Consider the following 24,228-nt stretch of genomic DNA (forward strand, 5'->3'; position numbering starts at 1 on the left):
TCCCCAAAGGGAAGAGGGCAAAATCAGATTACCCTTCGTGCAGCCCGCACTCGCGTTTAAGTCCAAAGAAACGCGTCTCTTCTTCGGCCATTCCCGGCTCCCATTTACGGGTGGTATGGGTATCGCCAACCGACAGATATCCCTGGTCCCACAGCGGGTGATATTTCAGCCCGTGTTTTTGCAGGTACTGATAAACCGTTCGGTTATCCCAGTCGATAATCGGCAATACTTTGAACACACCGCGCTGAATGGCCAAAACGGGCAAGTTCGCCCGACTGCCGGACTGATCACGGCGCAGCCCGGCAAACCAGGTTTGCGCCTTTAGCTCTTTCAGCGCACGGTTCATGGGCTCAACTTTGTTGATCTCATTGTATTTCTCAATGCCCTCAACGCCCTGCTCCCACAATTTACCGTAGCGCGCTTCCTGCCACGCCGCACTTTGTCCAGCACGATAGACCTTCAGGTTAAGCTTAAGCTTGTCCGTAAGCTCATCAATAAACTGGTATGTTTCCGGGAACAGGTAGCCGGTATCGGTGAGGATCACCGGAATATCCGGACGGATCTGATTCACCAGATGCAAACTGACGGCAGCCTGAATGCCAAAGCTTGAGGAGAGGACATAGTCGCCTGGCAGGTTTTCCAACGCCCATGCCACGCGCCCTTCGGCATCGAGCTTTTCCAGTTGCGCATTCGTTTCCGAAAGCTGAAGAATGCGTTCAACTTTTGGCAATTCATTCAGCGCGTTTAGATCGAGTACGGACATAATTACCTCTCGTGGTTACTCCCAGAAATCCCGCGCGGGATCGAGTACCGGGCGAATAATGCCCGCACGTACCGTAAAGTCGCCAAAACCTTCATTAACTTCACGCTCTTTCGCCCAGCGCCCGACCAGTTCATCAATCGAGTCAAGGATCTCCGGTTCCGTAATGTTTTCGCGATACATACGCGGAATACGCGTCCCGCTACGATTGCCCCCAAGATGAACGTTGTAGCGACCCGGCGCTTTACCAACCAGGCCCAGTTCCGCCAGCATCGCGCGGCCACAGCCATTCGGGCAGCCCGTCACGCGCATCACAATATGCTCTTCGGGAATACCGTGTTTTTCCAGAATCGACTCAACTTTATCGGTAAACGACGGCAGGAAACGCTCAGCTTCCGCCATCGCCAGTGGACAAGTCGGGAATGACACACAGGCCATGGAGTTTTCACGCTGCGGTTTCACTGCGTTCATCAACCCGTGATCGCGCGCGAGTTTCTCAATCTTCGCTTTCTGGCTTTCAGGAACACCCGCAATGATCAGGTTCTGGTTAGCAGTAATACGGAACTCGCCTTTATGGATCCTGGCAATTTCCAGCAAGCCAGTTTTCAGCGGACGCCCCGGATAATCCAGGATACGACCGTTTTCAATAAACAGCGTCAGATGCCATTTATTGTCGATGCCTTTCACCCAGCCAATGCGGTCGCCGCGCCCCGTGAATTCATAAGGACGAATGGGTTCAAATTTAATGCCTGCGCGACGCTCCACTTCTTCTTTGAACGTCTCTACGCCAACGCGCTCCAGAGTGTATTTGGTCTTCGCATTTTTACGATCAGTACGGTTACCCCAGTCACGCTGAGTTGTGACAACCGCTTCCGCCACGGCCAGTGTGTGCTCCAACGGCAGATAACCGAATTCGCTCGCGGTGCGCGCGTAGGTTTTCTTGTTACCGTGCTCGATAGACAGACCACCGCCCACCAGTAGGTTAAAGCCCACCAGCTTGCCGTTTTCGGCAATCGCCACAAAGTTCATGTCGTTAGCGTGCAGATCGATATCGTTCTGCGGCGGGATCACCACGGTGGTTTTGAACTTACGCGGCAGATAGGTCTGGCCGAGGATCGGTTCTTCATCCGTGGTCGCCACTTTCTCCTGGTCGAGCCAGATCTCCGCATAGGCGCGAGTGCGCGGCAACAGATGCTCGGAGATCTTCTTCGCCCACTCGTATGCGTCAGCGTGAAGCTGAGACTCAAATGGATTAGAGGTACAGAGCACGTTACGGTTCATGTCGTTGGCCGTCGCCAGCGCATCCAGCCCGACGGAGTGCAGCATCTGGTGGACTGGTTTCACGTTCTTCTTCAGAATGCCGTGGAACTGGAAAGTCTGACGGTTGGTCAGACGGATGCTGCCGTAAATCGTGTTGTCTTCAGCAAATTTATCAATCGCCTGCCATTGTTTGGTGGTGATAACACCACCAGGCAAGCGGCAGCGCAACAGCATCGCGTGACGCGGCTCCAGCTTTTGTTCAGCACGCTCCGCGCGGATATCGCGATCGTCTTGCTGATACATGCCGTGGAAGCGGATCAGCAGGAAGTTGTCGCCTTTGAATCCGCCCGTCAGGCCGTCATTCAAATCTTCGGCAATTGTGCCGCGCAGGTAGTTGCTCTCTACCTTCATACGCTCGGCATCGGTCAGTTTGCCTTCGACCACCAGTGGGCCAGGATGTTTTTCGCTCATTAGTAGACATCTCGCTGATAACGGCGCTCAACGCGCAGCTCACTTAAAAATTCATCCGCCGCTTCGGCATCCATACCGCCGAATTCGGCAATCACTTCCAGCAAAGTCCGCTCAACGTCTTTCGCCATGCGATTGGCGTCTCCGCAGACATAAATATGTGCACCGTCATTAATCCAGCGCCACAGCTCTGCACCTTGTTCGCGCAGCTTATCTTGTACGTATATTTTTTCTTTTTGGTCACGAGACCAGGCCAGATCGATACGGCTCAACACGCCCTCTTTCACGTAGCGTTGCCATTCGACCTGGTAAAGGAAATCTTCGGTAAAGTGTGGGTTTCCAAAGAACAGCCAGTTTTTACCCGGCGCTTCATCGGCCGCACGTTGCTGCATAAAGGAACGGAACGGCGCAATGCCTGTGCCTGGCCCAATCATGATCACTGGTGTTTCCGGGTTTGCGGGCAGACGGAAATTGTCGTTGTGCTCGATAAAGACGCGCACTTCACCCTCCTCTTCTACACGATCCGCCAGGAAACCTGACGCGCCACCGGTCCGTGCCCGGCCTTCAATATCGTAGCGCACGACCCCCACGGTGACGTGCACTTCACTTTCCACTTCCGCCTGAGAAGAGGCGATGGAATAGAGGCGCGGCGTCAACGGACGAAGCAAGCCAATCAATTTGTCGGCATCCAGCTGTGCCGGGGAGAAACGAACCATATCGACAATCGGCGTCGTGGCGGCGTAATGCTGCAATTTCGCTTTCTCGCCTACTAACGGCAGCAACGATTCACTCCGGGTCAGCGTGGCATAATTCTCAACGATATTGGCGGTATTCACCGTCAGTTCAACATGCCACTGCAACGCTTCAGTGAGCGCCAGGGTTTTGCCTTCAACCACAACCGGTTCATCGCCCTTCAGCCATAACAGCTCAACCAACTCTTTCACGAGCGCGGGATCGTTCTGATACCACACACCCAGTGCGTCACCTGGCTGATAGCGTAAACCGGAATCCCCGAGGTCGATCTCAATATGGCGAACGTCTTTTTCGGAGTCGCGACCCGTAATTTTTTGATTTACGGACAGGCTGGCCGTCAGCGGGGCTTCTTTGGTATACGGGCTGGTATGGATGTCATTTACGGCGTCTGTCGCAGCAGTCACCACCTGAGTCGCACTCTCTTTCGGTGCACGTGCTTTCAGCACCTCAACCACACGGGCACGCCACTCAGCAGCAGCGGCCTGATATTCCACATCCGCATCAACGCGATCCAGCAGGCGCTCAGCACCCAGTTCCGCCAGCTTACTGTCGAAGTCTTTACCGGACTGGCAGAAGAATTCATAGGAGGTATCGCCCAGGCCGAACACGGCAAACGCAGTCCCTTCCAGTTTTGGCGCTTTTTTCGAGAACAGGAATTTATGCAGGGCAACCGCTTCTTCAGCTGGCTCACCTTCACCCTGTGTGGAAGCCACGACCACCAGCAATTTTTCTGACGCGATTTGTTTGAATTTATAATCCCCGGCGTTCACCAGGTTCACGTTCAGTTTAGCGGCGAGCAAATCATCACGCAGCGCTTCGGCTACCCGGCGGGCATTTCCCGTCTGAGAGGCGGAGATAAGCGTAATGGCCGGGTTTTCAGCGGCGGGTGCAGGAGTCGCCACCGCAGCACCTTGCTGCTGGTTAAGCATTCCCCAGAAATAACCAGACACCCAGGCAAGCTGAGTAGGTGAAAAATCAGTAGTAGCCGCCGTAAGGCGCGCCAGTTGCTCCGCGTTCAGCGGAAGCAAATTTGAAGGTGGGGCCTGTGTTGTCATGCGTCATTACATTCCAGTAGCAAAGCTGAATTTAATAAGAAAAGCCAAACTGAAGATAAGGTTAACGGTGGGGATAATAACAATTAAAGAAGGGATGGAAATAATAAATAACCAAATGGACTAACCTGTTTTAGTTATCGTTCTTAACGATAAAAACGATTACATAACAAATTGAAATATAAAGATAAAAATCACATCCCGAGTCACTTTTCCAACGGACCTCTGGAATGGCCGTTTTAGTTAATGATAAAAAATATGCTTTCCGGTACTATGCGGCGGTTTTTTCCGCATTACTTGAGAGTTCATGATGTCCACCACACTGTTTAAAGATTTCATCTTCGAAGCCGCACACCATCTTCCACATGTACCGCAAGGACATAAATGTGGCCGCCTGCACGGACACTCATTTATGGTGCGTCTTGAAATCACTGGTGAAGTCGATCCCCATACCGGCTGGATCATGGACTTTGCCGAACTGAAAGCCGCGTTTAAGCCAACTTACGATCGCCTGGATCACTACTATCTGAACGAGATCCCTGGTCTTGAAAATCCCACCAGCGAAGTGCTGGCAAAATGGATTTGGGATCAGGTAAAACCGCTGGTTCCACTGCTGAGCGCGGTGATGATTAAAGAGACCTGCACTGCAGGTTGTGTGTATCGCGCAGAGTAATCACGCTCTTTGCGGCAATCGTCAAATTCCTTTTAAATCCGCTATGTTAGGGTTGTGCGTTCTGATAATAAGGAGCGCAGGATGGCGGATGATTTCGATATTATTATCGTGGGAGCAGGGATCGCAGGCACAACCTGTGCCCTCCTCTGCGCCCGAGCCGGGCTATCAGTTTTACTGATTGAGCGTGGCGAGCAGGCCGGCAGTAAAAACCTTTCCGGGGGCCGACTCTACGGCTACGCACTCCGCGAACTGATCCCCGATTTCACCGACCATGCACCTCTTGAACGCCAGGTCATACACGAAAGTTTCTCCCTTCTTACCGATACTGGCGCAACAACGCTTAGCCACCAGCAATTTTCAAGCCCCTCCTGGAGCATTCTGCGCGCCCGGTTTGATCCCTGGTTCGCTGGGCAAGCGCAGGCTGCCGGAGCAGAATGCCTGTTCGGCGTGACCGTCGATACGCTCCACACTGAAGGCGGGCGCGTAGCAGGTGTGATCTGCGAAGGTGAGTTGCTGCGCTCTCACACAGTGGTACTGGCTGAAGGCGCTAACAGCCTGCTGGCGGAACAACGTGGCCTCGTCCCCAAGCCGCCGTTGCACACGGTGGGGCTGGGGATAAAAGAGACGCTGTCCCTTGATCCGGCGTTGATTGAATCGCGTTTTCGACTGAACGAGCACGAAGGCTCGGCATGGCTTTTCAGTGGCCATTTGTGTGGCGACAACCCTGCTGGCGGGTTTCTTTATACTAACCGCCAGTCGCTGTCGTTGGGCATCGTTGCGCCACTGACCTCTGTTCGCGAGGGACCTGTTGCTGCATCCAACCTCCTGTCGCGCTTCAAGCATCATCCCGCGGTACGTCCTTTATTGCAGGGCGCGGAAACCGTTGAATATGGTGCGCATCTGGTTCCGGAAGGAGGATTTCGGAGTATCCCGCGAACCCGGGCGGGTGAAGGATGGATTCTGGTGGGCGATACTCTTCGTACCTGTATCAATACCGGAGCCACCATCCGCGGAATGGACATGGCGATGCTGAGTGGTCAGGCTGCTGCTCGCGCGCTGATTGCCGCCCGGAGCGCGCCAGGCCAACCACTCCTCACGCTTTATAACGAACAGCTACAGCAGAGCATTTTGTGGCAGCAACTCAAACGCTACCAACATCTCCCCTCCCTGCTTCAGCGCCACGGCTGGTATCAGCAATGGCCATCGTTTTGCCAGGCGGTCATGGCAGATCTTAGCCGTGTTGATGCCGGTGTGAATCCCCCACTCTGGCGCACTGTATTTCACCATGCGCGCCAGTTTGGCCTGCGTCGCCTTGGCGCAGATATTTTTCGGAGTCTGCGATGTCTGTAAACGAAAGTCTGGCACGCAACTGCTACCATCCCGCCCAAAGTCCGCATATCGAACTTCGGGAAATCAACGAACAGCAGCAACAGCAACTGGAGAAGATCTGCCCTGCCGGTTTGTTTCAGCGCAGGGATGACGGCCAGATGCTATTTCATTATCAGCACTGTCTTGAGTGTGGCTGCTGTCGGATGATCCTCGGTGATACTGCGTTGAAAATCTGGCGCTACCCACCTTCAGGTTTCGGCATTGTTTTACGTTTCGGTTAACTTCAAGAAAGGATGTTTGTGTGCCATTACTTCACCTGCTAAGACAAAACCCGGTGATCGCCGCGGTAAAAGATAACGCCAGCCTGCAACTTGCCATCGCTTCAGAGTGCCAGTTTGTCTCCGTCTTATACGGAAATATTTGTACCATCAGCGGGATAGTGCAAAAGATCAAACAAGCAGGGAAATACGCATTTGTGCATGTTGACCTGCTGGAGGGAACCTCTAACAAGGAAGTGGTCATTCAGTTTCTGAAGCTGGTGACTCAGGCCGATGGGATCATCAGTACCAAACCCGCCATGCTGAAAGCCGCGCGTGCCGAGGGCTATTTTTGCATCCATCGCCTGTTTATTGTCGATTCGATCTCTTTTCATACTATTGAAAAACAGGTGTCGCAATCGGGTGCGGATTGCATTGAGATCCTGCCCGGCTGTATGCCAAAAGTGTTGGGCTGGGTCACAGAGAAAGTTCGTCAGCCGCTGATTGCCGGTGGCCTGGTTTGCGATGAAGAAGATGCCCGTAATGCGATGGCGGCGGGTGTTGCTGCACTATCAACAACCAACATTGATGTATGGAAACTGGCAAAATCGCTTAACTGATCTTCTCTGCCAGCGCTTCAAGCACCTCGGTAACATCTCCGACAATCCCCACATCTGCTGCGGCAAAAACAGGCGCGGCAGGATCGTGGTTAATCGCGACAATGAAATCACTTCCGGCAATCCCCGCCAGAAAGGCGGATGCTCCCGACGCTCCAGCCACCAGGCAGAGTGCCGGTGCGATCTTCTGGCCGGAAATACCCAGCATACGCTGGCCATCACAGCCACCGGACATGATTCGTTGCCGGGAATACCCCTCTTCAGCCCCGATTTTTTTTGCCAGGCGCGATGTCTCAGCCCCTACGGTTCCTTGTCCACAGGCAAGGACGCGCCGCGCGGTTTCCAATGGATGATGGGTATTTTTTTCCGTCTGAGGTGGGAGAAGCCCTTCTCTTAACGGGTCAGGAACAAGTGTCTGTTGCCTGCTCAACGTTAATGGCGATACACCTTTGTGGTATACACCTTCAGCAAGAGACAAACAAAGTGGTGAGGCTTTTACCTCAAATGTTGCCGTCAGCGCTCCGCCATAAACGGCTTTTACTACTGTGCCTGCTTCAGGACAGAATTCGGTTACCTGACAGACGGCACTCCCACGCAAACGCCAGGCCAGACGCGAGGCCAGTTCATCTGCGATGGCGCCGCCCGGAAAGAGGATTATGTCTGTCTCAGAAGCGTGAAAAGCGTGTTCCAGTGCGGGTAAGAGTTGTTCGGGAAGGAAAAAATCACCTTCAACATTCCAGCCACTCAGCGACGCCGATGCGAGCCCGCTGTCTGCCAGAAAGGCGAACAGCGGGTCTATATCTTTGGGATGTAACAGCACGAGGGCAACCTTCATCACTTCATCCTTTCCGCTAAATAATCTTGCCAGAGTTGCTGAACGTTATCCTGCACACTGCCCCCCTGGATAATCACGCCAGCACGGTGAATAGGTTGTCGTTGAAGCGCCAAACAATGCGACGGAAGAACACCCGACGCCCCCTCTTCAATGCACTCAATCTCCGCATGCGACGCAGACATACGTGCCCGAAGGCCTGGTACTCGCAGTGCCATTTGCCCACGATTTTGTACCATCAGCACCGCCGGATGTTGCAGTTGCCAACGCTGGCGATGCCGGAGACTTTCGCACAGCACGTCAAAACCTGACGCGCCAGGCATAACCTCTGTTACCTGTGTCAGACACGGCCAGTTAAGCATTTCCGCGACCATCCAGCCTGTCTGACCATTCTGCCCCTCACAACTCTGCGTCCCGAGCAAAACCAGATCGATCGCATTTTGTCTGATATACCGGCTGATGCGTTCCGCCACAAACGCAGGTGCAAAGCGGGTGTCGGTCTCACTGTTCAGGCGAACACATCGCTCAAAACCGAGTGCCTTGAGGTGACGTAAAATCGGCATCGCGTGCTCATCACCAAGTGTTATGGCGCTGAGATGCACCCCTGGATGACGATCGCGCGCCCTGAGCATGATTTCCGCCGCCCCCAATTCATCGTTTCCGATCACCCGGCGCATCAATGACGCGTCCGGGCCTTTGTTTCCTTTTCCTGCAACCTGCCAGTCGGTTTCCGCCAGCATCGACAGATCCGGTTCAGCCTTAAACGCCAACAGAATGTTCATCGATCTTCTCCAGTGGTTTTAGCTCCCCGTCTGCGGCCTCCACCAGCGACAGGTTTCGCGTTTCCGGCGCCCAAAGCACCGACACCAGAAAGCCTATTAGCAATACCGCCACCAGAATCAAAAGCATGGCGCGCATTCCCCAGGAGACCAACACAATCGGCAACAAAGCAGTGCTGATAGCCGCACCAAGACGGCTCATCGCCGTTGCGAACCCCACCCCCAGCGAACGGATATCAGTCGGAAAACTTTCTGCCGGAAGAATGCCCACCAGGTTGCTGGCCGCCGAAATTGCCGTGCTGAACAGCACAAACAAAAACAGTATTACCGTTCCGTTGCTGGCTGAAGTGAATGCCAGTACAGACAATGTGAGCGCCAGCAACAGGAAGCTGCTTATCAGGAAGCGACGCCGGGAGAGTGACCATGTTAATACAAGGCCAATCAGTGCACCGACGATCAACAAGACGTTAAGAATAAGGCTGGTTGTCAGGGCATCTTCCAGCCCGATAGTTTGCGCAATAGTCGGCAGCCAGGTGTAGATCACAAACCATGGCACAACGAGGCAGATAAAAAAGACACTATTGAATACCGTCCTCCGCCAGTAGCGGGAAGAAAACAGCGCCCCTATATGGCGGGTAGTGACAGTGGCAATTTCATCTCCGGGCAAAACATGCGCACCAAGAAAACGGTGAATCACGGCATGCGCTTCGCTGATCCGCCCCTGACGCATTAGCCAACGGGGCGATTCGGGTGTGCCTATACGCAGCAGGGTAATCAGCAGGGCCGGAAACGCCGCAGAAGCTAATAACCAGCGCCAGGCATCCGGATCGCTGTTGATCCACGCGTGCCCCATGACACTCGCCAGCACATAACCGATTGTCCATACCACGCTGAACGAGCCGAGCAACATTCCGCGATAACGCCGTGGCGAAAACTCCGCCAGCAAAGTATGTCCAACCGCGTAGTCTCCCCCGAGGCCAAACCCAATCAGGATACGCAAAAAGATCAACTGCTCCGCCGTTGTGACAAAAAACTGCAGAAATGAGGCGAAAGTGATCAGAAGAAAACTGAAAGTGAATATTCGCTGGCGTCCCGTATGGTCAGAGATCCACCCCAGGATCAAACTGCCCAAAAACAGGCCGAACAAGGCAGAACTGCCAATTAAACCTTCCTGCACCACAGTAAGGTGCATTTGAGGCTGTAGCTGGATCATCGCGTACCCAATGACCCCCAGCACATATCCGTCGGTAAGATGAGCGCCAAAGGTTAAACCGGCAATGCGCCAGTGAAAACGGGTAAGCGGCAAGTCGTCCATACGAACAGGTGACGCATTCATAGCTTTCCCCCGTAAAATAAAAAAACGGCCCCCTCACGGAGAGAGCCGTAACAACTGTTATTTTTCAATCGGATAAATAGTACCAGCGTTCATAATACCGTTAGGATCAAACTGACGTTTTAATCCTTCCAGCAGCGTCCAGGCCGTCCCGTGTTCCAGCTTACTCCAGTGCACACGGTGTTTACCGATACCGTGGTGGTGCACCATAGATCCACCAAGACGGATGGTCTCTTCGCAGATAATTTTATTCAGAGGGTTATGATATTTATCGATCTCCTCTTCCGGTTTACAACCCACCACGTTGTAGTCATACACAAAGTACATGTTGGTTCCGTTGATGTAGCTGTGTGAAGAGTGGCCGCCCAGCATGGTGATATCATCCGCATGTGGGAACTCTGTACGAATACGGTGGAGAACGTTCTCATAGATCTGGTTAATACAGCTCCAGTCACCAGATACTTCTGTGGTAAAGCCCATGTTATGCGTTTTCAGGATCTGTACGCGTTCAGCGGCGACTTTATCCGGCCCCCAGTTCAGATGGTTGAACCAGTTCTCGATGAGTTTACTGTCCACGCGCTGACATTGCGGATAACGCGCAACAATCTCCGCAATACCGTCTCCGGTCGCGCGCGCAATTCGTGGGTTGCCCTCGGCCATGAAAATCAGCACACATTTTCCCTCCGCGAAGTGAGTGAAGTGCTGTGTACCATCCTCGGCATCATACAGACGTGCAATGGAAGGACGATAACCTTCAACCATCACTTCACGTAAGATTTCAAAGCCGGTTTTCATGTCATCAAGAATGTAGCCATAGAAGAGGTTATTCTCTGGCGTGAATTTGAAAATTTTCACCGTGACTTCAGTGATATAGCAAAGTGCACCTTCGTTGCCGATGATGATATGACGGATATCAGGCCCGGCGGCACGGCGCGGCACATTTTTAATACGGGTGACAGTCCCATCTGCGAGGACAGCCTCCAGCCCCACCACCATATCTTCGATTGCGCCATACAGCGTTGAAAACTGTCCGATACTGCGGGTTGCAACCAGGCCGCCCATCTGTGCCAGCGGTTTCGACTGTGGCGAATGCCCGGTTGTATAGCCTTTCGCACGCAGCGCGTTTTCCAGCACCTCCAGTGGCACACCACATTGCGCCGTTGCCTGCATGTTTTCGATATCAATATTGATAATCTGGTTCATGCCTGAACCATCCAACACCAGTGAATCCCGGACAACAGTTTCAAGCCCGCCTTCAGTGGCAGAGGCGCCTGTACGAGGAACACCATTGATTTTATGCTGGTTCATAAAGGCGAGTATGCGTGATACCTGCTCAGTGGACCCCAGTTTTACCACCGCAGCAGGCAGTGGAAGTGTAAACACGCCATGGATATCAGCATATTTTCTGAAGCGGTCAACACTATTTTTCTTTAGAACATTCTCATCGGTAATAACGCGCTCAGGACCAACAATCTCTTTTATCTGTTCAACAATGCGTTCGCGGGACAATGACATATTTTTTCCTTTCAGATAATTAAGCAATATAAAAAGAAACCACCTTATTACGGGTTATCGAACCAGGTAACCACCATCAACAACCAATAAATGACCATTAACATAATCAGAAGCACGACTTGCCAGGAATATCATGGCTCCCATTAAATCCTGGGTATCCCCCCAACGATTAGCTGGAATATGGTCAAGAACACGTTGGTTCGTTTCCGGATTACTCCGCGTTGCAAGAGTGATATCTGTCGCGTAATAACCAGGTGCAATACCATTAACCTGAATATTGAATTGCCCCAGTTCATCGCAATATGCTTTAGTAAATCCAGCCAGTGCATGCTTTGTTGCGGAGTAGGCCGGAGACCATTGCCCACCCAAATATGAAAACAGTGAACAAATATTAATTATCTTTCCAGTATTCTGCGGAATCATCACTTTTGCAGCCTCATGGCTGAGTTCAAAAGCCGCCGTCAGGTTAACGCTAATCATCGGGTCCCAGTCATCGCGACCAAAATCCAGCACCTTGTTCAGCTTACAAATTCCGGCGTTGTTGACCAGGATATCCACTGTGCCAAAACGCTTACAACAGGCTTCGATTATCTCGCGCGGCACGCCCTGAGCGGTGATATCGGCATACATAAACTCAACCTGAACGCCCTGCTGCTCAATCAGCTCACGGGTTTCGCCATTATCTTTAATGAAGCTGGGAATGAAAATATTCGCCCCGGCTTTTGCCAGCGCCAAAGCAAAAGCCTGCCCAAGACCACTATTGCCCCCAGTGACAATTGCGGTTTTACCCTTCAGAGAGAAGAAATCCATTGAGAATGCATTCAGTGATTCGACTGACATAATGTGCCTCCATGATCCTTTAAGCAAAAAAAAAGAAAGGTAACTTCCCCCGCGAGAGGGAAGTTACCTTTCTCATGTTCTCTGGTAACTGGCCTAATTTTCTATCATAACCACACATTATCGAATGTGATGAAACTCACAGAGTTCTATTTCATATATCGTTAGCGCAGAATATTTAGAAGCGTGATTACTCTCACACTCAATTTTTCTTCCTCATGGTATTTATTGAGTTATTACTCGAGACCATGAGAAAAGTAATCCACCTGAAAAAGGCGGTTTGCTTTTCTCTTTTTTTTGTCTATTTAAAATGAGATTACGGTATGCAAAAAACCTCATATCGCCGTTGGATAACACTTGCCATTATCAGTTTTAGTGGTGGCGTGAGTTTCGATTTAGCCTATTTACGTTATATTTATCAAATCCCCATGGCTAAATTCATGGGATTTAGCAATACCGAAATCGGGTTAATTATGAGTACCTTCGGGATTACTGCAATTATTCTTTATGCGCCGAGTGGTATCATTGCAGATAAATTTTCGCATCGGAAAATGATTACATCCGCCATGATTATCACCGGATTACTCGGTTTTCTGATGGCCACCTATCCGCCACTGTGGGTCATGCTGCTCATTCAGGTTTGCTTTGCGATAACCACAATTTTAATGCTGTGGTCAGTCTCCATTAAAGCCGCCTCACTCTTAGGGGATCACAGCGAACAGGGGAAAATCATGGGCTGGATGGAGGGACTGCGCGGTGTTGGCGTTATGTCTCTCGCGGTCTTTACCATGTGGGCATTTTCTCAATTCTTACCCGAGGACCCACGTAGCCTGAAAACCGTGATTCTGATTTACAGTACGGTTTATATCCTGCTTGGGATCTTGTGCTGGTTTTTCGTCAACGACGGCCAGTCCACGGCCAGTGACGGCGAACCGGCGAAAAAGGCCTTCCAGCTCAGTGATATTCTGTCAGTACTGCGGATCAGCACCACCTGGTACTGCAGTATGATCATCCTCGGCGTTTATACGATTTACGCCATTTTGAGTTACTCAACCAACTACCTGACCGAGATGTACGGCATGAGTCTGGTTGCTGCCAGCTATATGGGGATTGTGATTAATAAGATTTTCAGAGCCATCTGCGGCCCTTTAGGAGGCATTATTACCACCTACAGCCGCATTAAATCGCCTACACGCGTGATTCAAATCCTCTCTGTTGTCAGCATTATGGCGTTAGTGGCGTTGCTTGCTACCAATAATAACCCGCAATCTGTTGCTATCGGTATTGGGCTGATTTTACTCCTGGCGTTTACCTGTTATGCCTCTCGCGGTCTCTATTTTGCTTGCCCTGGCGAGGCCCGGACACCCGGTTACATCATGGGCACAACAGTAGGTATCTGTTCAGTCATTGGTTTTCTTCCCGACGTATTCGTCTACCCCATTGTCGGATACTGGCAAGACTCGTTACCGGTAACTGAAGCCTATCGCAACATGTGGCTGATGGGGCTTGCCGCCGTTTGCATGGTTGTTGTGTTCACCTTTTTATTGTTCCGAAAAATTCGTGAGACCGACACACAATCCAAAAATAAAACCTCACTCGCCACGGAAGTCTCGGGCAGCGGGTCGTGATCAACACATGGAGAATGATGATGTCTAAGAAATATATCATTGGTATTGATGGCGGAAGTCAAAGCACAAAAGTCGTGATGTACGACCTCGAAGGGAACGTGGTGTGTGAAGGAAAAGGCCTGCTGCAACCAATGCACACGCCTGATGCCAACACGGCAGAACATCCTGACGATGATTTATGGACGTCCCTGTGCGCAGCCGGGCAAGACCTGATGCGCAAGTTCACCGGCAACGTGGGCGATATTGTGGGTATCGGTCTTGGCTCAATCCGCTGCTGTCGGGCATTACTGAAGGCCGACGGGACGCCTGCGGCTCCCCTGATTAGCTGGCAGGATGCTCGTGTCACCAGGCCCTATGAACACACGAATCCTGATGTAGCCTACGTCACCTCGTTCTCAGGCTATTTATCTCATCGTCTCACCGGTGAGTTAAAAGATAATATCGGCAACTACTTTGGCCAGTGGCCGGTGGATTTTAAAACCTGGACGTGGACTGAGGATGATAAGGTTCTCAGCCAGTTTGGTATCCCGCGAGACATGCTGTTCGATGTGCAGATGCCTGGCACAGTATTGGGTTACATCACAAAAGAGGCATGCCGGCTGACGGGTTTCCCTGAAGGACTTCCCGTGGTGTGCAGCACCAGTGATAAAGCAGTTGAAGCGCTGGGAGCAGGGTTGCTTGATGATGACACCGTGGTTATTTCTCTTGGAACCTACATCGCATTGATGACCAGTGGAAAAACACTGCCTAAAGATCCAACCTGGTATTGGCCAATCATGTCTTCCATTCCTGAAACCCTTTTGTATGAGGGATACGGCATTCGAAAAGGCATGTGGACGGTGAGCTGGTTACGAGACATGCTCGGTGAATCCTTAATTCAGGATGCTCAATCTCAGGGGCTTTCTCCTGAAGATTTATTAAACCACAAAGCCGCGGACGTCCCGCCAGGCTGTGAGGGTTTAATGACTATTCTGGACTGGCTAACCAATCCGTGGGAACCCTACAAACGCGGAATTATGATTGGGTTTAATTCCAGCATGAACTACGCCTGGATGTATCGCTCCATTCTGGAAAGCATCGCGCTAACGTTAAAAAACAACTACGACAACATGTGTAGTGAAATGCACCACCAGGCAAAACATCTCATCATCACAGGCGGAGGATCAAACAGCGATTTGTTTATGCAGATCTTCGCTGATGTCTTTAATTTACCCGCAAGACGAAATGTGATTAATGGTTGTGCAAGCCTGGGAGCCGCAATCAATACCGCTGTCGGACTGGGTTTGTATCCGTCCTACAAAGAAGCGGTGGAGAAAATGGTGAGGATGAAAGATCTCTTCGCCCCTGTGGAAGCGCATGCCAAACGCTACGAAACCATGAACAGCGGTATTTTCAGAGATCTGACAAAACAGACGGACCCGATTCTGAAGAAATCCTATGAAGTATTTCAGGGTGATTTGAATAAAATTGATGCAATTCAGAGCTGGTCAAATGCTTAGGTAGAAAGGTAAAGGGCCGGAGACAAGCTCCGGCCCTTTCAATGGATCAGGCAATATTCAGATATTTGTGCGTCTGCATCGACAAGCGCCAGTTGCGGGCAATACAGGTTTCAATGCACAGACGCGTTGCATCGTCTTTCTGGCTAATCGGCTGCAGGGCAATAATGCGCTGTTTATCATCAGATAATGTCGCCAGCAGTTCATCCAGCGCTTCGATATCGCGCATACGACCAACCGGATGCTTAATCTCATCAGCCCGTTCCAGCGCCTGAGATAACACATCATATCCGCCACGCATGTTCACTTTTGGTGATACGGTCACCCAGGTTGTATGGGAGCAGCGTACTTCGTGCGTACCACTGGTTTCAATCTGGCAGCTATACCCGTTCTTTTCGAGCAGTTCGGTCAGCGGCGTCAAATCATGGATGCAGGGTTCACCCCCGGTAATCACCACATGGCGAGCCGTCCAGCCCTGACGACCAATGATAGCCAACAGATCTTCCGCGGTTCCCGCGCCCCATTTATCACTCTCTTTGGTTTTTGCCAGAATGCTAAACAGCGACACTTCCCGATCTGCGAGTTTATCCCACGTATGTTTGGTATCACACCAGGCACAGCCAACCGGGCATCCCTGTAAACGAATAAAAATAGCGGGAACGCCGGTAAAGTAACCCTCGCCTTGCAGGGTCTGGAACATCTCGTTAATCGGGTACTGCATAGTCATCTCAGTTAGGGGGATAAACGATAAGTATCGCAGATCCCCGTCTGAGGATCATGCTCCATCGATGCTTTGGTGGCTGATTGCCGCGATAAAACGCCCGGTGATCTGTTGTGGACGAGTAATTGCGCCGCCAACAACAACCATATGTGCGCCCATTTCAAGGCATCTCGCTGCCCGCTCAGGCGTATCAACGTTCCCTTCAGCCACCACCGGGATCGAGACGGCTGCCAGCACCTCTTGCAGAAAAGCGCCGTCATTTTCTGGCAAGGTGTGCCCCGCCGTCTCTGCGGTATAGCCATAAAGCGTTGTCCCTATGCAATCAAAACCAAGTTTCTGTGCCGTGATGGCCTCTTCAACAGTGGCAATATCAGCCATAAGCAGAATCGAGGGATAACGGTGGCGAATTTGCCCAACCAGCACGTCTAACGTTTGTCCACCTGGCCGCGGACGTGTCGTCGCATCAAGAGCAATGATCTCCGGCGATACGCTCATCAACTCGTCCACCTCTTTCATGGTGGCGGTAATAAACACATCGCTATCCGGATAATCACGTTTGATGATACCGATCACGGGTAGCGAGACCTGCTGTTTAATCGCGTCAATATCCACCACACTATTTGCACGAATCGCGGCGGCTCCCCCCTGCGCCGCCGCCAGTGCCATCCGTGACATGATAAACGGACTGTGAAGCGGTTCGTTTTCCAGCGCCTGACAGGAGACGACCAATTTGCCTTTCAGGTGATTCAGTACTGTTTTCATTACGATAAGATCTCTTCAACTTCGTTTTTGATAATAGTGACGTGCGGACCGTAGATTACCTGAACGCCATTGCCGCGCAGGATGACGCCTCGCGCCCCGGTCGCTTTCAGTGCAGACTCATTCACTTTGCTGCCATCTTTCACCGTCACGCGTAAACGCGTAGCGCAGCAATCCACTTCATCGAGATTGTCTTTCCCGCCAAGCCCAGCAATCACCGCCGCTGCCCGCGCACTTTGTGGAAGTGAGTTTTCCACTGCGACGTCTTTCTCACGCCCCGGGGTCAGGTAGCCAAATCGGTTAATCAGGTAACGGAAAGTAAAGTAGTAGAGGAAGAACCACGGCACGCCGACCAACGGGACATACATCCAGTGAGTTTTTGCTTCACCCTGCAATACGCCAAACAGAATGAAATCGATGAATCCGCCAGAAAACGTCTGACCAATAGTGATGTGCAGAATGTGGGCAAGCATGAACGCCAGGCCATCAAAGAAAGCATGGATGACATACAGCGCCGGAGCGACAAACAGGAACGAGAACTCGATAGGTTCAGTGATCCCCGTCAGGAAAGAGGTCAGCGCCGCGGAGAGAAGAAGCCCGGCCACGCGCTTTTTATTCTCCGGTTTTGCCGTGTGATACATCGCCAGACATGCCCCAAGCAGGCCAAACATCATGGTGATAAAGCGTCCGGACATAAAACGCGATGTGCCGATATAGAACTGCTGAGTATGAGGATCGGCCAGTTGAGCAAAGAAGATCCGCTGGGTCCCTTCAACCAGTTGACCATTCACAAGTTCACTGCCGCCCAGAGCGGTTGTCCAGAATGGGAGATAGAAGATGTGATGTAAGCCGAATGGACCCAGCATACGCAGAATAAAACCGTAGAGTAGCGTACCCAGATAACCGGTTGCATCCACCAGTCCTCCCAGACCAAAAATCAGTTTCTGGAAATGCGGCCAAACTACCGTCATCACCGCACCAACAACGATAGCGGCAAGTGAACAGATAATTGGCACAAAGCGTGAGCCACCGAAGAAACCGAGGAACTGAGGTAACGCAATTTTGTTAAACCGATGATGCAACGCGCAGGTCACAAGGCCTATCACTACACCACCAAACACACCGGTCTCTAACGTCTGAATACCTAGCGTCATCCCCTGCCCCACGGAACCAGGGTTCTCATGGGCCAGTTTCCCCGTCAGGATCAACAAGGCATTAATGGTGGCATTCATCACCAGAAACGCGAGCAATGCCGATAACCCGGCAGTTCCTTTGTCGGTTTTCGCCAGCCCTACCGCCACACCCACAGCGAAGAGCACAGAGAGGTTGGCAAAGACAATCGCCCCCGCACTGCTCATGATCGTGAAAATGGCCTGTAACCAACCCACATCTAAAAACGGATACGCCGTTAACGTATTGGGATTAGATAACGCGCCACCAATCCCCAGCAATAAGCCCGCCGCAGGCAATACCGCGATCGGCAACATAAACGATTTACCAAAACGTTGTGCCTTCTCAAACCATGCCCCCGAAGAGGTTCCACTGAACATGTGCATCATTTTTTCATTCCCCTCGCCAATTGATGAAAATTTTTACCACATTAATATTTAAATATGAAAATTATCACCAACAACCTGGAGGTTGATCATACTTTTTTAAAATGACTGGCATCTCTCCCCCGCTTTCCGCCACACTATCCGGCAGGGAAACGCATTAAGGATCTTGCATGTCAGAAAATGAAAATCTGCTGCTGAGGCTGCGGCAGGGCGTCTCTGGATACAGCCCAACGCAACAAAAGCTGGGAGAGTTTGTGCTAAACGATCCAGCCAGGGTGCTCTACCTGACGATTACTGAGCTGGCGCGCGAAAGCGATACCAGCGAAGCCAGCGTGACACGTCTGTGCCGTGCGCTAGGTTGTAAGGGATATAACGAGTTTAAAATGGCGCTGGCGCTGGATATTCAGCAAGGGCAACCCGCTCGCCAGAATGGTGATGAAATCGATAATGTCGTCGACGAATCGGTACAAGCCCTGCTGGACACCGCAAAGCTGCTCGACAGGGCACTTCTGGCGAACGCCGCTTTGGCTCTGCATCAGGCACAATCCGTTCAGATTTACGGCGTAGCAGCCAGTGCGATCCTGGGCGAATATTTGCACTATAAGCTGCTGCGTCTTGGCAAGCCGGTACAGCTTTTCAGTGATATGCACCGGGCCGCCATGAATGCCGCTACGCTCCCAAAAACCTCTCTGGTCGTGGCCATTTCCAGTTCGGGTTCGACGCGGGATTTACTGCATGTTGTTAAGCTGGCGCGCAAGCGAGGGGTTCCGGTGCTGGCGCTGAGTAATACGCCACGTAGCCCGCTGGCTTCACTGTGCGATATCCAGTTAGTTGCAGCAAAACCGGAAGGACCGCTGAGTGCCGGAGCATTGAATGCGAAAGTGGGGGTGATGTTATTGGTGGAGCTACTCACCACGTCGCTGATCGCGCTTGATAGCCATTACAGCGATATCAATCAGCAAACTGCCAGTGCAACACTGCCATTGTTATTATAATTATAACGTAGCAGGCTATTTTTATAGCCTGCTACGTTATAACCTTATACATGTAAAGCGTTTCACTTTAGGATAATGACGTTATTCATAGTCTGAATTAATGGTGTAACAAGTCATTTTATTTCTTACATTTTGAATCAATTCAACACTACAGTGAGTTTTTATAAAATGCATAAAAAACAACATATTAAATATTAAAAATAATTAAATTGAATTTTACATCGTACTTAACTGTCGAATATCTTCTCCCGATTTTCTTACCTTAAAATAAGCTTAAGATACAGCGCAACGTGCCCTTTCCTTATTTAAACGCCGTTTACTTTTCCCCGCCTACAATCCGCCTAATCTATCATCATGAGACAGTATCCATGAATACGTTATTCATTACGGGTGTGACCGGATTTCTTGGCGGAGCAGTACTAGAAAAAATACTTACCAGCGATCAACCAGTAAATTTGTTACTTCTGGTACGAGCCAGCAACCGAGAGAAAGGGCTTGAGCGCGTCAAAGAAAATATGCGCAAATTCAATGTTAATGAGGATCAGCTGGCGGTACTGAAGCCGGACAATATTATCATCGGCGATCTCGGTAATACCGATGCCTTCCTGAACGATCCGCGCCTGGACCAGGTGACCCACGCACTTAACTGTGCTGCCGTGGCCTCTTTTGGTAATAACCCTCTCATCTGGAAAGTGAACGTGGAAGGCACACTGGCGCTGGCCCGCAGAATGGAGCAGGTTGCAGGTTTACAGCGTTTCCTGCATGTAGGAACCGCGATGTCATGTACACCAGAGCAAGATTCACTGGTGGCGGAAAGTGCTGAATTCAGGGAAAACGCTGAGCACCTGGTGGAGTATACGTACTCTAAATCCACCATCGAGCAACTGATGCGCCAGCATTGTCCGCAGTTACCCCTGCTGATTGCCCGTCCGTCAATCGTGGTCGGCCATACCCGCCACGGATGTGAACCTTCAAGCAGTATTTTCTGGGTCTTCAGTATGGGCCTAATGCTGCAAAAATTTATGTGCTCAATGGAAGATAGAATCGATGTGGTTCCCGTGGACTACTGTGCTGATGCGCTGTTAATGCTGCTGGAAAGCAAAGCAAGCCAGGGTGAAGTGGTACATATTTCTGCCGGTGAAGAGAACAGCGTTCGGTTTGCTGATATTGATAAGGCGATGGCTCAGGCTCTGGAGAAAGCGCCTGTAGGGGATAAATATGCCCAGGTGAGCTATGGAACACTGGTCAAAATGCGTCGCGAATTGAAGGATATCTTCGGTCCTTGCAACGAACGTCTGATGCTGAAGGCAATGCGTTTGTACGGTGCGTTTGCCACGCTGAACGTACGTTTCAGTAATGATAAGCTGCTGAGTATGGGAATGCCAAAACCGCCCCGCTTTACGGACTACATCGCACGCTGTGTGCAGACGACACAGGGTCTGACAATTCCCGAACAGATGGCCGTTGATTTCAAATAGCCAAAAAAATGCCAGTCGAATGACTGGCATTTTCATTTCAAGGGCTTAAGCGATTACGCCTGGCCTTTGATCTCTTTACGACCGTTGTATGGTGCTTTTTCGCCCAGAGCTTCTTCGATACGAATCAGCTGGTTGTATTTAGCAACACGGTCAGAACGGCTCATAGAACCTGTTTTGATCTGGCCTGCAGCAGTACCAACAGCCAGGTCAGCGATGGTAGCGTCTTCAGTTTCGCCAGAACGGTGAGAGATAACGGCAGTATAGCCAGCATCTTTCGCCATTTTGATCGCTGCCAGAGTTTCGGTCAGAGAACCGATCTGGTTGAATTTGATCAGGATGGAGTTAACGATGCCTTTGTCGATACCTTCTTTCAGGATTTTGGTGTTGGTTACGAACAGATCGTCACCAACCAGCTGGATTTTGTCGCCCAGTACTTTGGTCTGGTATGCGAAACCAGCCCAGTCAGATTCGTCCAGACCATCTTCGATGGACACGATCGGATACTGTTTGGTCAGGTCTTCCAGGAAGTGAGTGAATTCTTCAGAGGTGAATGCTTTGTTGCCTTCGCCAGCCAGGACGTATTTACCGTCTTTGTAGAATTCAGATGCTGCACAGTCCATCGCCAGAGTGATGTCTTTGCCCAGCTCATAGCCAGCAGCTTTAACAGCTTCAGCAATTACAGCCAGTGCTTCTGCGTTAGAGCCCAGGTTTGGCGCATAGCCACCTTCGTCACCAACAGCAGTGTTCATACCTTTAGCTTTCAGAACTTTAGCCAGGTTGTGGAACACTTCAGAACCCATACGTACGGCTTCTTTCAGGGATTTCGCGCCAACTGGCTGAATCATGAATTCCTGAATATCGACGTTGTTATCTGCGTGCTCACCACCGTTGATGATGTTCATCATTGGTACTGGCATGGAGTATTTGCCTGGAGTGCCGTTCAGTTCAGCGATGTGCTCGAACAGTGGCTGGCCTTTTGCAGCAGCTGCTGCTTTGGCGTTTGCCAGAGAAACTGCCAGGATTGCGTTCGCACCGAAGTTAGATTTGTTTTCAGTACCGTCCAGATCGATCATGATCTTGTCGATGCCAGCCTGGTCTTTGGCATCTTTGCCAAGGATTGCCTGAGCAATAGGACCGTTTACAGCGCCAACAGCTTTCAGTACGCCTTTGCCCATGAAACGGGATTTGTCGCCATCGCGCAGTTCCAGCGCTTCGCGGGAACCAGTAGAAGCACCTGACGGAGCAGCAGCCATACCAACGAAACCACCTTCCAGGTGAACTTCGGCTTCAACGGTCGGGTTACCACGGGAGTCGATGATTTCACGACCGATGACTTTAACGATTTTGGACATTAGATTTTCCTCAGTACAAGTTAAACTAAAACTCCAGACAAACAACGCGTACCAAAGGTACGCGTTGCCGTTCTAACTTTTTTTACTTCGCCTGACGCTTCTGGTACTCGCTGGCAGCCTTCACAAAGCCTGCAAACAGCGGATGCCCATCACGCGGCGTTGAAGTAAATTCCGGGTGGAATTGACAGGCGACGAACCAAGGGTGGTTTGGCACCTCGATGATCTCGACTAACTGATCATCCCCGGAGCGGCCCGCAATACGCAGACCCGCAGCTTCAATTTGTTTCAACAGCATGTTGTTGACTTCGTAACGATGACGATGGCGTTCAGTGATAACTGGCGCGCCATACATCTTACGAACCAGGCTATCGTCAGATACCTGGCAAGCCTGAGCACCAAGACGCATCGTGCCACCCAGATCGCTTTTCTCAGTACGGACTTCAACATTACCGTCTTCGTCACGCCATTCGGTGATAAGCGCCACAACAGGGTACTTACAGTCTGGCACAAATTCCGTCGAGTTGGCGTTTTCCATCCCGACGACATTGCGCGCAAACTCGATCAGCGCAACCTGCATACCCAGGCAAATACCCAGATATGGAATATTGTTTTCACGCGCATAGCGTGCAGTTGCGATTTTACCTTCTACACCACGGTAGCCAAAGCCGCCAGGGATCAGAATCGCATCCAGATCTTTCAGAATTTCAACGCCACGCGTTTCAACATCCTGCGAGTCAATCAGCTTGATGTTAACGGAGACGCGGTTCTTCAGACCACCGTGTTTCAGCGCTTCAATAACTGACTTATAGGCATCCGGCAGTTCAATGTACTTGCCGACCATACCGATAGTCACTTCGCCTGCCGGGTTCGCTTCTTCGTAGATAACCTGTTCCCATTCGGACAGATTTGCTTCCGGGCAGTTCAAGCTGAATCGTTTACAAATATAATCGTCCAGCCCCTGTGATTTCAACAGGCCTGGAATTTTATAAATGGAATCGACGTCTTTCATTGAAATAACGGCTTTTTCTGGCACGTTACAGAACAATGCAATTTTCGCACGTTCGTTCGCCGGAACCGGGCGATCGGAACGACAAACCAGGATGTCAGGCTGAATACCGATGGAAAGCAGCTCTTTCACAGAGTGCTGAGTCGGTTTGGTTTTCACTTCACCTGCAGCGGCCATGTAAGGCACAAGCGTCAGGTGCATGAACAGGGCATGTTCACGACCAATATCAACAGCCAGTTGGCGAATCGCTTCAAGGAATGGCAGGGATTCGATATCCCCCACAGTACCGCCGATTTCGACCAGGACAACATCATGTCCTTCACCACCCGCAATAATGCGCTCTTTAATCGCATTCGTGATGTGTGGGATAACCTGAACCGTTGCACCCAGATAATCACCACGACGCTCTTTACGCAGAACATCGGAGTAAATACGGCCTGTCGTAAAGTTATTGCGACGGGTCATTTTGGTGCGAATGAAACGCTCGTAGTGGCCAAGATCCAGATCGGTTTCAGCGCCGTCTTCAGTAACGAATACTTCCCCGTGTTGGATTGGACTCATGGTACCAGGATCGACGTTAATATACGGATCCAGTTTCATCATGGTCACATTGAGGCCACGGGCTTCAAGAATGGCTGCGAGGGAGGCTGCGGCAATGCCTTTACCCAGAGAGGATACGACCCCGCCGGTCACAAAAATATAGTTCGTTGTCATGCTGAACCTGAGAAGTTAGGGTGAAACGATGGAATAACCAGGACGGGAAAGTAGTATA

Annotated in this window: 21 protein-coding genes; 8 read left to right on the top strand and 13 right to left on the bottom strand. The window is 51.0% G+C overall.

Going from position 1 to position 24,228, the window contains the following annotated elements:
• Window positions 1–28: 28 nt before the first annotated feature.
• The 3 genes from cysH to cysJ are packed head-to-tail and all read right to left on the bottom strand — an operon-like array spanning window position 29 to window position 4,296.
• Window positions 29–763 (bottom strand): phosphoadenosine phosphosulfate reductase, encoded by a 735-nt coding sequence (cysH, locus tag HV346_RS17730; RefSeq protein WP_181620563.1) that lies wholly within the window; start codon window positions 761–763, stop codon window positions 29–31.
• Between the two features lie 15 nt (window positions 764–778).
• Window positions 779–2,491 (bottom strand): assimilatory sulfite reductase (NADPH) hemoprotein subunit, encoded by a 1,713-nt coding sequence (gene cysI / locus HV346_RS17735; RefSeq protein ID WP_181620564.1) that lies wholly within the window; start codon window positions 2,489–2,491, stop codon window positions 779–781.
• Window positions 2,491–4,296 carry an NADPH-dependent assimilatory sulfite reductase flavoprotein subunit gene (gene cysJ, locus HV346_RS17740; protein ID WP_181620565.1) on the bottom strand — a complete coding sequence of 602 codons (1,806 nt, stop codon included), beginning with the start codon at window positions 4,294–4,296 and terminating at the stop codon, window positions 2,491–2,493. Before cysJ ends, cysI begins: the two co-directional genes overlap by 1 nt.
• Window positions 4,297–4,600: 304 nt before the next feature.
• On the opposite strand from cysJ, the gene queD reads away from it, so the two are divergent.
• The 4 genes from queD to HV346_RS17760 all read left to right on the top strand — a co-directional run bounded on the left by queD (window position 4,601) and on the right by HV346_RS17760 (window position 7,172).
• A complete protein-coding gene (gene queD / locus HV346_RS17745; RefSeq protein ID WP_181620566.1) occupies window positions 4,601–4,966 on the top strand; it encodes a 6-carboxytetrahydropterin synthase QueD in 366 nt (121 codons plus the stop codon).
• Between the two features lie 81 nt (window positions 4,967–5,047).
• A complete protein-coding gene (locus HV346_RS17750) occupies window positions 5,048–6,316 on the top strand; it encodes an FAD-dependent oxidoreductase (protein ID WP_181620567.1) in 1,269 nt (422 codons plus the stop codon).
• Window positions 6,307–6,576 carry a ferredoxin family protein gene (locus HV346_RS17755; protein ID WP_181620568.1) on the top strand — a complete coding sequence of 90 codons (270 nt, stop codon included), beginning with the start codon at window positions 6,307–6,309 and terminating at the stop codon, window positions 6,574–6,576. The genes HV346_RS17750 and HV346_RS17755 overlap by 10 nt, the downstream gene beginning before the upstream one ends.
• A gap of 20 nt (window positions 6,577–6,596) precedes the next feature.
• Window positions 6,597–7,172: a glycerol-3-phosphate responsive antiterminator gene (locus HV346_RS17760; protein ID WP_181620569.1), complete on the top strand. Its 576-nt coding sequence runs from the start codon at window positions 6,597–6,599 to the stop codon at window positions 7,170–7,172.
• Here HV346_RS17760 and HV346_RS17765 read toward each other — a convergent pair.
• The 5 genes from HV346_RS17765 to HV346_RS17785 are packed head-to-tail and all read right to left on the bottom strand — an operon-like array spanning window position 7,165 to window position 12,468.
• A complete protein-coding gene (locus HV346_RS17765) occupies window positions 7,165–8,004 on the bottom strand; it encodes an electron transfer flavoprotein subunit alpha/FixB family protein (RefSeq protein ID WP_181620570.1) in 840 nt (279 codons plus the stop codon). The two genes, HV346_RS17760 and HV346_RS17765, sit on opposite strands and share 8 nt — an antisense overlap.
• Window positions 8,004–8,783, bottom strand: a complete 780-nt coding sequence (locus tag HV346_RS17770; protein WP_181620571.1) for an electron transfer flavoprotein subunit beta/FixA family protein — start codon at window positions 8,781–8,783, stop codon at window positions 8,004–8,006. Before HV346_RS17770 ends, HV346_RS17765 begins: the two co-directional genes overlap by 1 nt.
• Window positions 8,761–10,116 carry an MFS transporter gene (locus HV346_RS17775; protein ID WP_181620572.1) on the bottom strand — a complete coding sequence of 452 codons (1,356 nt, stop codon included), beginning with the start codon at window positions 10,114–10,116 and terminating at the stop codon, window positions 8,761–8,763. Before HV346_RS17775 ends, HV346_RS17770 begins: the two co-directional genes overlap by 23 nt.
• 57 nt (window positions 10,117–10,173) lie before the next feature.
• Complete coding sequence (locus tag HV346_RS17780) at window positions 10,174–11,628, bottom strand: FAD-binding oxidoreductase (RefSeq protein ID WP_181620573.1); 1,455 nt, start codon at window positions 11,626–11,628, stop codon at window positions 10,174–10,176.
• Window positions 11,629–11,682: 54 nt separating this feature from the next.
• Window positions 11,683–12,468: an SDR family oxidoreductase gene (locus HV346_RS17785; RefSeq protein ID WP_181620574.1), complete on the bottom strand. Its 786-nt coding sequence runs from the start codon at window positions 12,466–12,468 to the stop codon at window positions 11,683–11,685.
• 320 nt (window positions 12,469–12,788) lie between these two features.
• On the opposite strand from HV346_RS17785, the gene HV346_RS17790 reads away from it, so the two are divergent.
• Both HV346_RS17790 and HV346_RS17795 read left to right on the top strand, forming a co-directional pair.
• Window positions 12,789–14,093 (top strand): MFS transporter, encoded by a 1,305-nt coding sequence (locus HV346_RS17790; protein ID WP_181620575.1) that lies wholly within the window; start codon window positions 12,789–12,791, stop codon window positions 14,091–14,093.
• Between the two features lie 20 nt (window positions 14,094–14,113).
• A complete protein-coding gene (locus tag HV346_RS17795) occupies window positions 14,114–15,592 on the top strand; it encodes an FGGY-family carbohydrate kinase (protein WP_181620576.1) in 1,479 nt (492 codons plus the stop codon).
• 46 nt (window positions 15,593–15,638) lie between these two features.
• On the opposite strand, the gene queE is transcribed toward HV346_RS17795, so the two are convergent.
• Genes queE through HV346_RS17810 form a run of 3 tightly spaced genes read right to left on the bottom strand, consistent with a single transcriptional unit; the run spans window position 15,639 to window position 18,628 of the window.
• Entirely contained in the window at window positions 15,639–16,310 is a 672-nt protein-coding gene (gene queE / locus HV346_RS17800; RefSeq protein ID WP_181620577.1) for a 7-carboxy-7-deazaguanine synthase QueE, read from the bottom strand.
• 54 nt (window positions 16,311–16,364) lie between these two features.
• Window positions 16,365–17,072, bottom strand: a complete 708-nt coding sequence (locus HV346_RS17805; RefSeq protein WP_181620578.1) for an N-acetylmannosamine-6-phosphate 2-epimerase — start codon at window positions 17,070–17,072, stop codon at window positions 16,365–16,367.
• Window positions 17,072–18,628: a PTS transporter subunit EIIC gene (locus HV346_RS17810; RefSeq protein ID WP_181620579.1), complete on the bottom strand. Its 1,557-nt coding sequence runs from the start codon at window positions 18,626–18,628 to the stop codon at window positions 17,072–17,074. Before HV346_RS17810 ends, HV346_RS17805 begins: the two co-directional genes overlap by 1 nt.
• A 167-nt stretch (window positions 18,629–18,795) precedes the next feature.
• Here HV346_RS17810 and HV346_RS17815 point away from each other — a divergent pair, with 167 nt between their 5' ends.
• Window positions 18,796–19,620: a MurR/RpiR family transcriptional regulator gene (locus HV346_RS17815; protein ID WP_181620580.1), complete on the top strand. Its 825-nt coding sequence runs from the start codon at window positions 18,796–18,798 to the stop codon at window positions 19,618–19,620.
• Between the two features lie 368 nt (window positions 19,621–19,988).
• Entirely contained in the window at window positions 19,989–21,098 is a 1,110-nt protein-coding gene (locus tag HV346_RS17820) for an SDR family oxidoreductase (RefSeq protein ID WP_181620581.1), read from the top strand.
• 53 nt (window positions 21,099–21,151) lie between these two features.
• Here the strand turns inward: HV346_RS17820 and eno are convergent, their stop codons facing one another.
• Together eno and pyrG are read right to left on the bottom strand one after the other, a co-directional pair.
• The gene (eno, locus tag HV346_RS17825) at window positions 21,152–22,450 is read right to left on the bottom strand and encodes a phosphopyruvate hydratase (protein ID WP_181620582.1); all 1,299 of its coding nucleotides are present in this window, start codon (window positions 22,448–22,450) and stop codon (window positions 21,152–21,154) included.
• A gap of 82 nt (window positions 22,451–22,532) precedes the next feature.
• The gene (gene pyrG / locus HV346_RS17830) at window positions 22,533–24,170 is read right to left on the bottom strand and encodes a CTP synthase (glutamine hydrolyzing) (RefSeq protein ID WP_181620583.1); all 1,638 of its coding nucleotides are present in this window, start codon (window positions 24,168–24,170) and stop codon (window positions 22,533–22,535) included.
• Between the last annotated feature and the right edge of the window lie 58 nt (window positions 24,171–24,228).

The sequence above is a fragment of the Enterobacter sp. RHBSTW-00994 genome, assembly GCF_013782625.1.
Taxonomy (GTDB): Bacteria; Pseudomonadota; Gammaproteobacteria; order Enterobacterales; family Enterobacteriaceae; genus Enterobacter.

Bases quoted from the DNA above. Each gene is read 5' to 3' on its own strand.
- eno (WP_181620582.1), bottom strand. From the start codon at position 22,450: ATGTCCAAAATCGTTAAAGTCATCGGTCGTGAAATCATCGACTCCCGT.
- HV346_RS17815 (WP_181620580.1), top strand. From the start codon at position 18,796: ATGTCAGAAAATGAAAATCTGCTGCTGAGGCTGCGGCAGGGCGTCTCT.
- cysH (WP_181620563.1), bottom strand. From the start codon at position 763: ATGTCCGTACTCGATCTAAACGCGCTGAATGAATTGCCAAAAGTTGAA.
- queE (WP_181620577.1), bottom strand. From the start codon at position 16,310: ATGCAGTACCCGATTAACGAGATGTTCCAGACCCTGCAAGGCGAGGGT.
- HV346_RS17785 (WP_181620574.1), bottom strand. From the start codon at position 12,468: ATGTCAGTCGAATCACTGAATGCATTCTCAATGGATTTCTTCTCTCTG.
- HV346_RS17765 (WP_181620570.1), bottom strand. From the start codon at position 8,004: ATGAAGGTTGCCCTCGTGCTGTTACATCCCAAAGATATAGACCCGCTG.
- HV346_RS17810 (WP_181620579.1), bottom strand. From the start codon at position 18,628: ATGATGCACATGTTCAGTGGAACCTCTTCGGGGGCATGGTTTGAGAAG.
- HV346_RS17795 (WP_181620576.1), top strand. From the start codon at position 14,114: ATGTCTAAGAAATATATCATTGGTATTGATGGCGGAAGTCAAAGCACA.
- HV346_RS17820 (WP_181620581.1), top strand. From the start codon at position 19,989: ATGAATACGTTATTCATTACGGGTGTGACCGGATTTCTTGGCGGAGCA.
- cysI (WP_181620564.1), bottom strand. From the start codon at position 2,491: ATGAGCGAAAAACATCCTGGCCCACTGGTGGTCGAAGGCAAACTGACC.
- cysJ (WP_181620565.1), bottom strand. From the start codon at position 4,296: ATGACAACACAGGCCCCACCTTCAAATTTGCTTCCGCTGAACGCGGAG.
- HV346_RS17750 (WP_181620567.1), top strand. From the start codon at position 5,048: ATGGCGGATGATTTCGATATTATTATCGTGGGAGCAGGGATCGCAGGC.
- HV346_RS17805 (WP_181620578.1), bottom strand. From the start codon at position 17,072: ATGAAAACAGTACTGAATCACCTGAAAGGCAAATTGGTCGTCTCCTGT.
- HV346_RS17775 (WP_181620572.1), bottom strand. From the start codon at position 10,116: ATGAATGCGTCACCTGTTCGTATGGACGACTTGCCGCTTACCCGTTTT.
- HV346_RS17790 (WP_181620575.1), top strand. From the start codon at position 12,789: ATGCAAAAAACCTCATATCGCCGTTGGATAACACTTGCCATTATCAGT.
- queD (WP_181620566.1), top strand. From the start codon at position 4,601: ATGATGTCCACCACACTGTTTAAAGATTTCATCTTCGAAGCCGCACAC.
- HV346_RS17780 (WP_181620573.1), bottom strand. From the start codon at position 11,628: ATGTCATTGTCCCGCGAACGCATTGTTGAACAGATAAAAGAGATTGTT.
- HV346_RS17755 (WP_181620568.1), top strand. From the start codon at position 6,307: ATGTCTGTAAACGAAAGTCTGGCACGCAACTGCTACCATCCCGCCCAA.
- HV346_RS17770 (WP_181620571.1), bottom strand. From the start codon at position 8,783: ATGAACATTCTGTTGGCGTTTAAGGCTGAACCGGATCTGTCGATGCTG.
- pyrG (WP_181620583.1), bottom strand. From the start codon at position 24,170: ATGACAACGAACTATATTTTTGTGACCGGCGGGGTCGTATCCTCTCTG.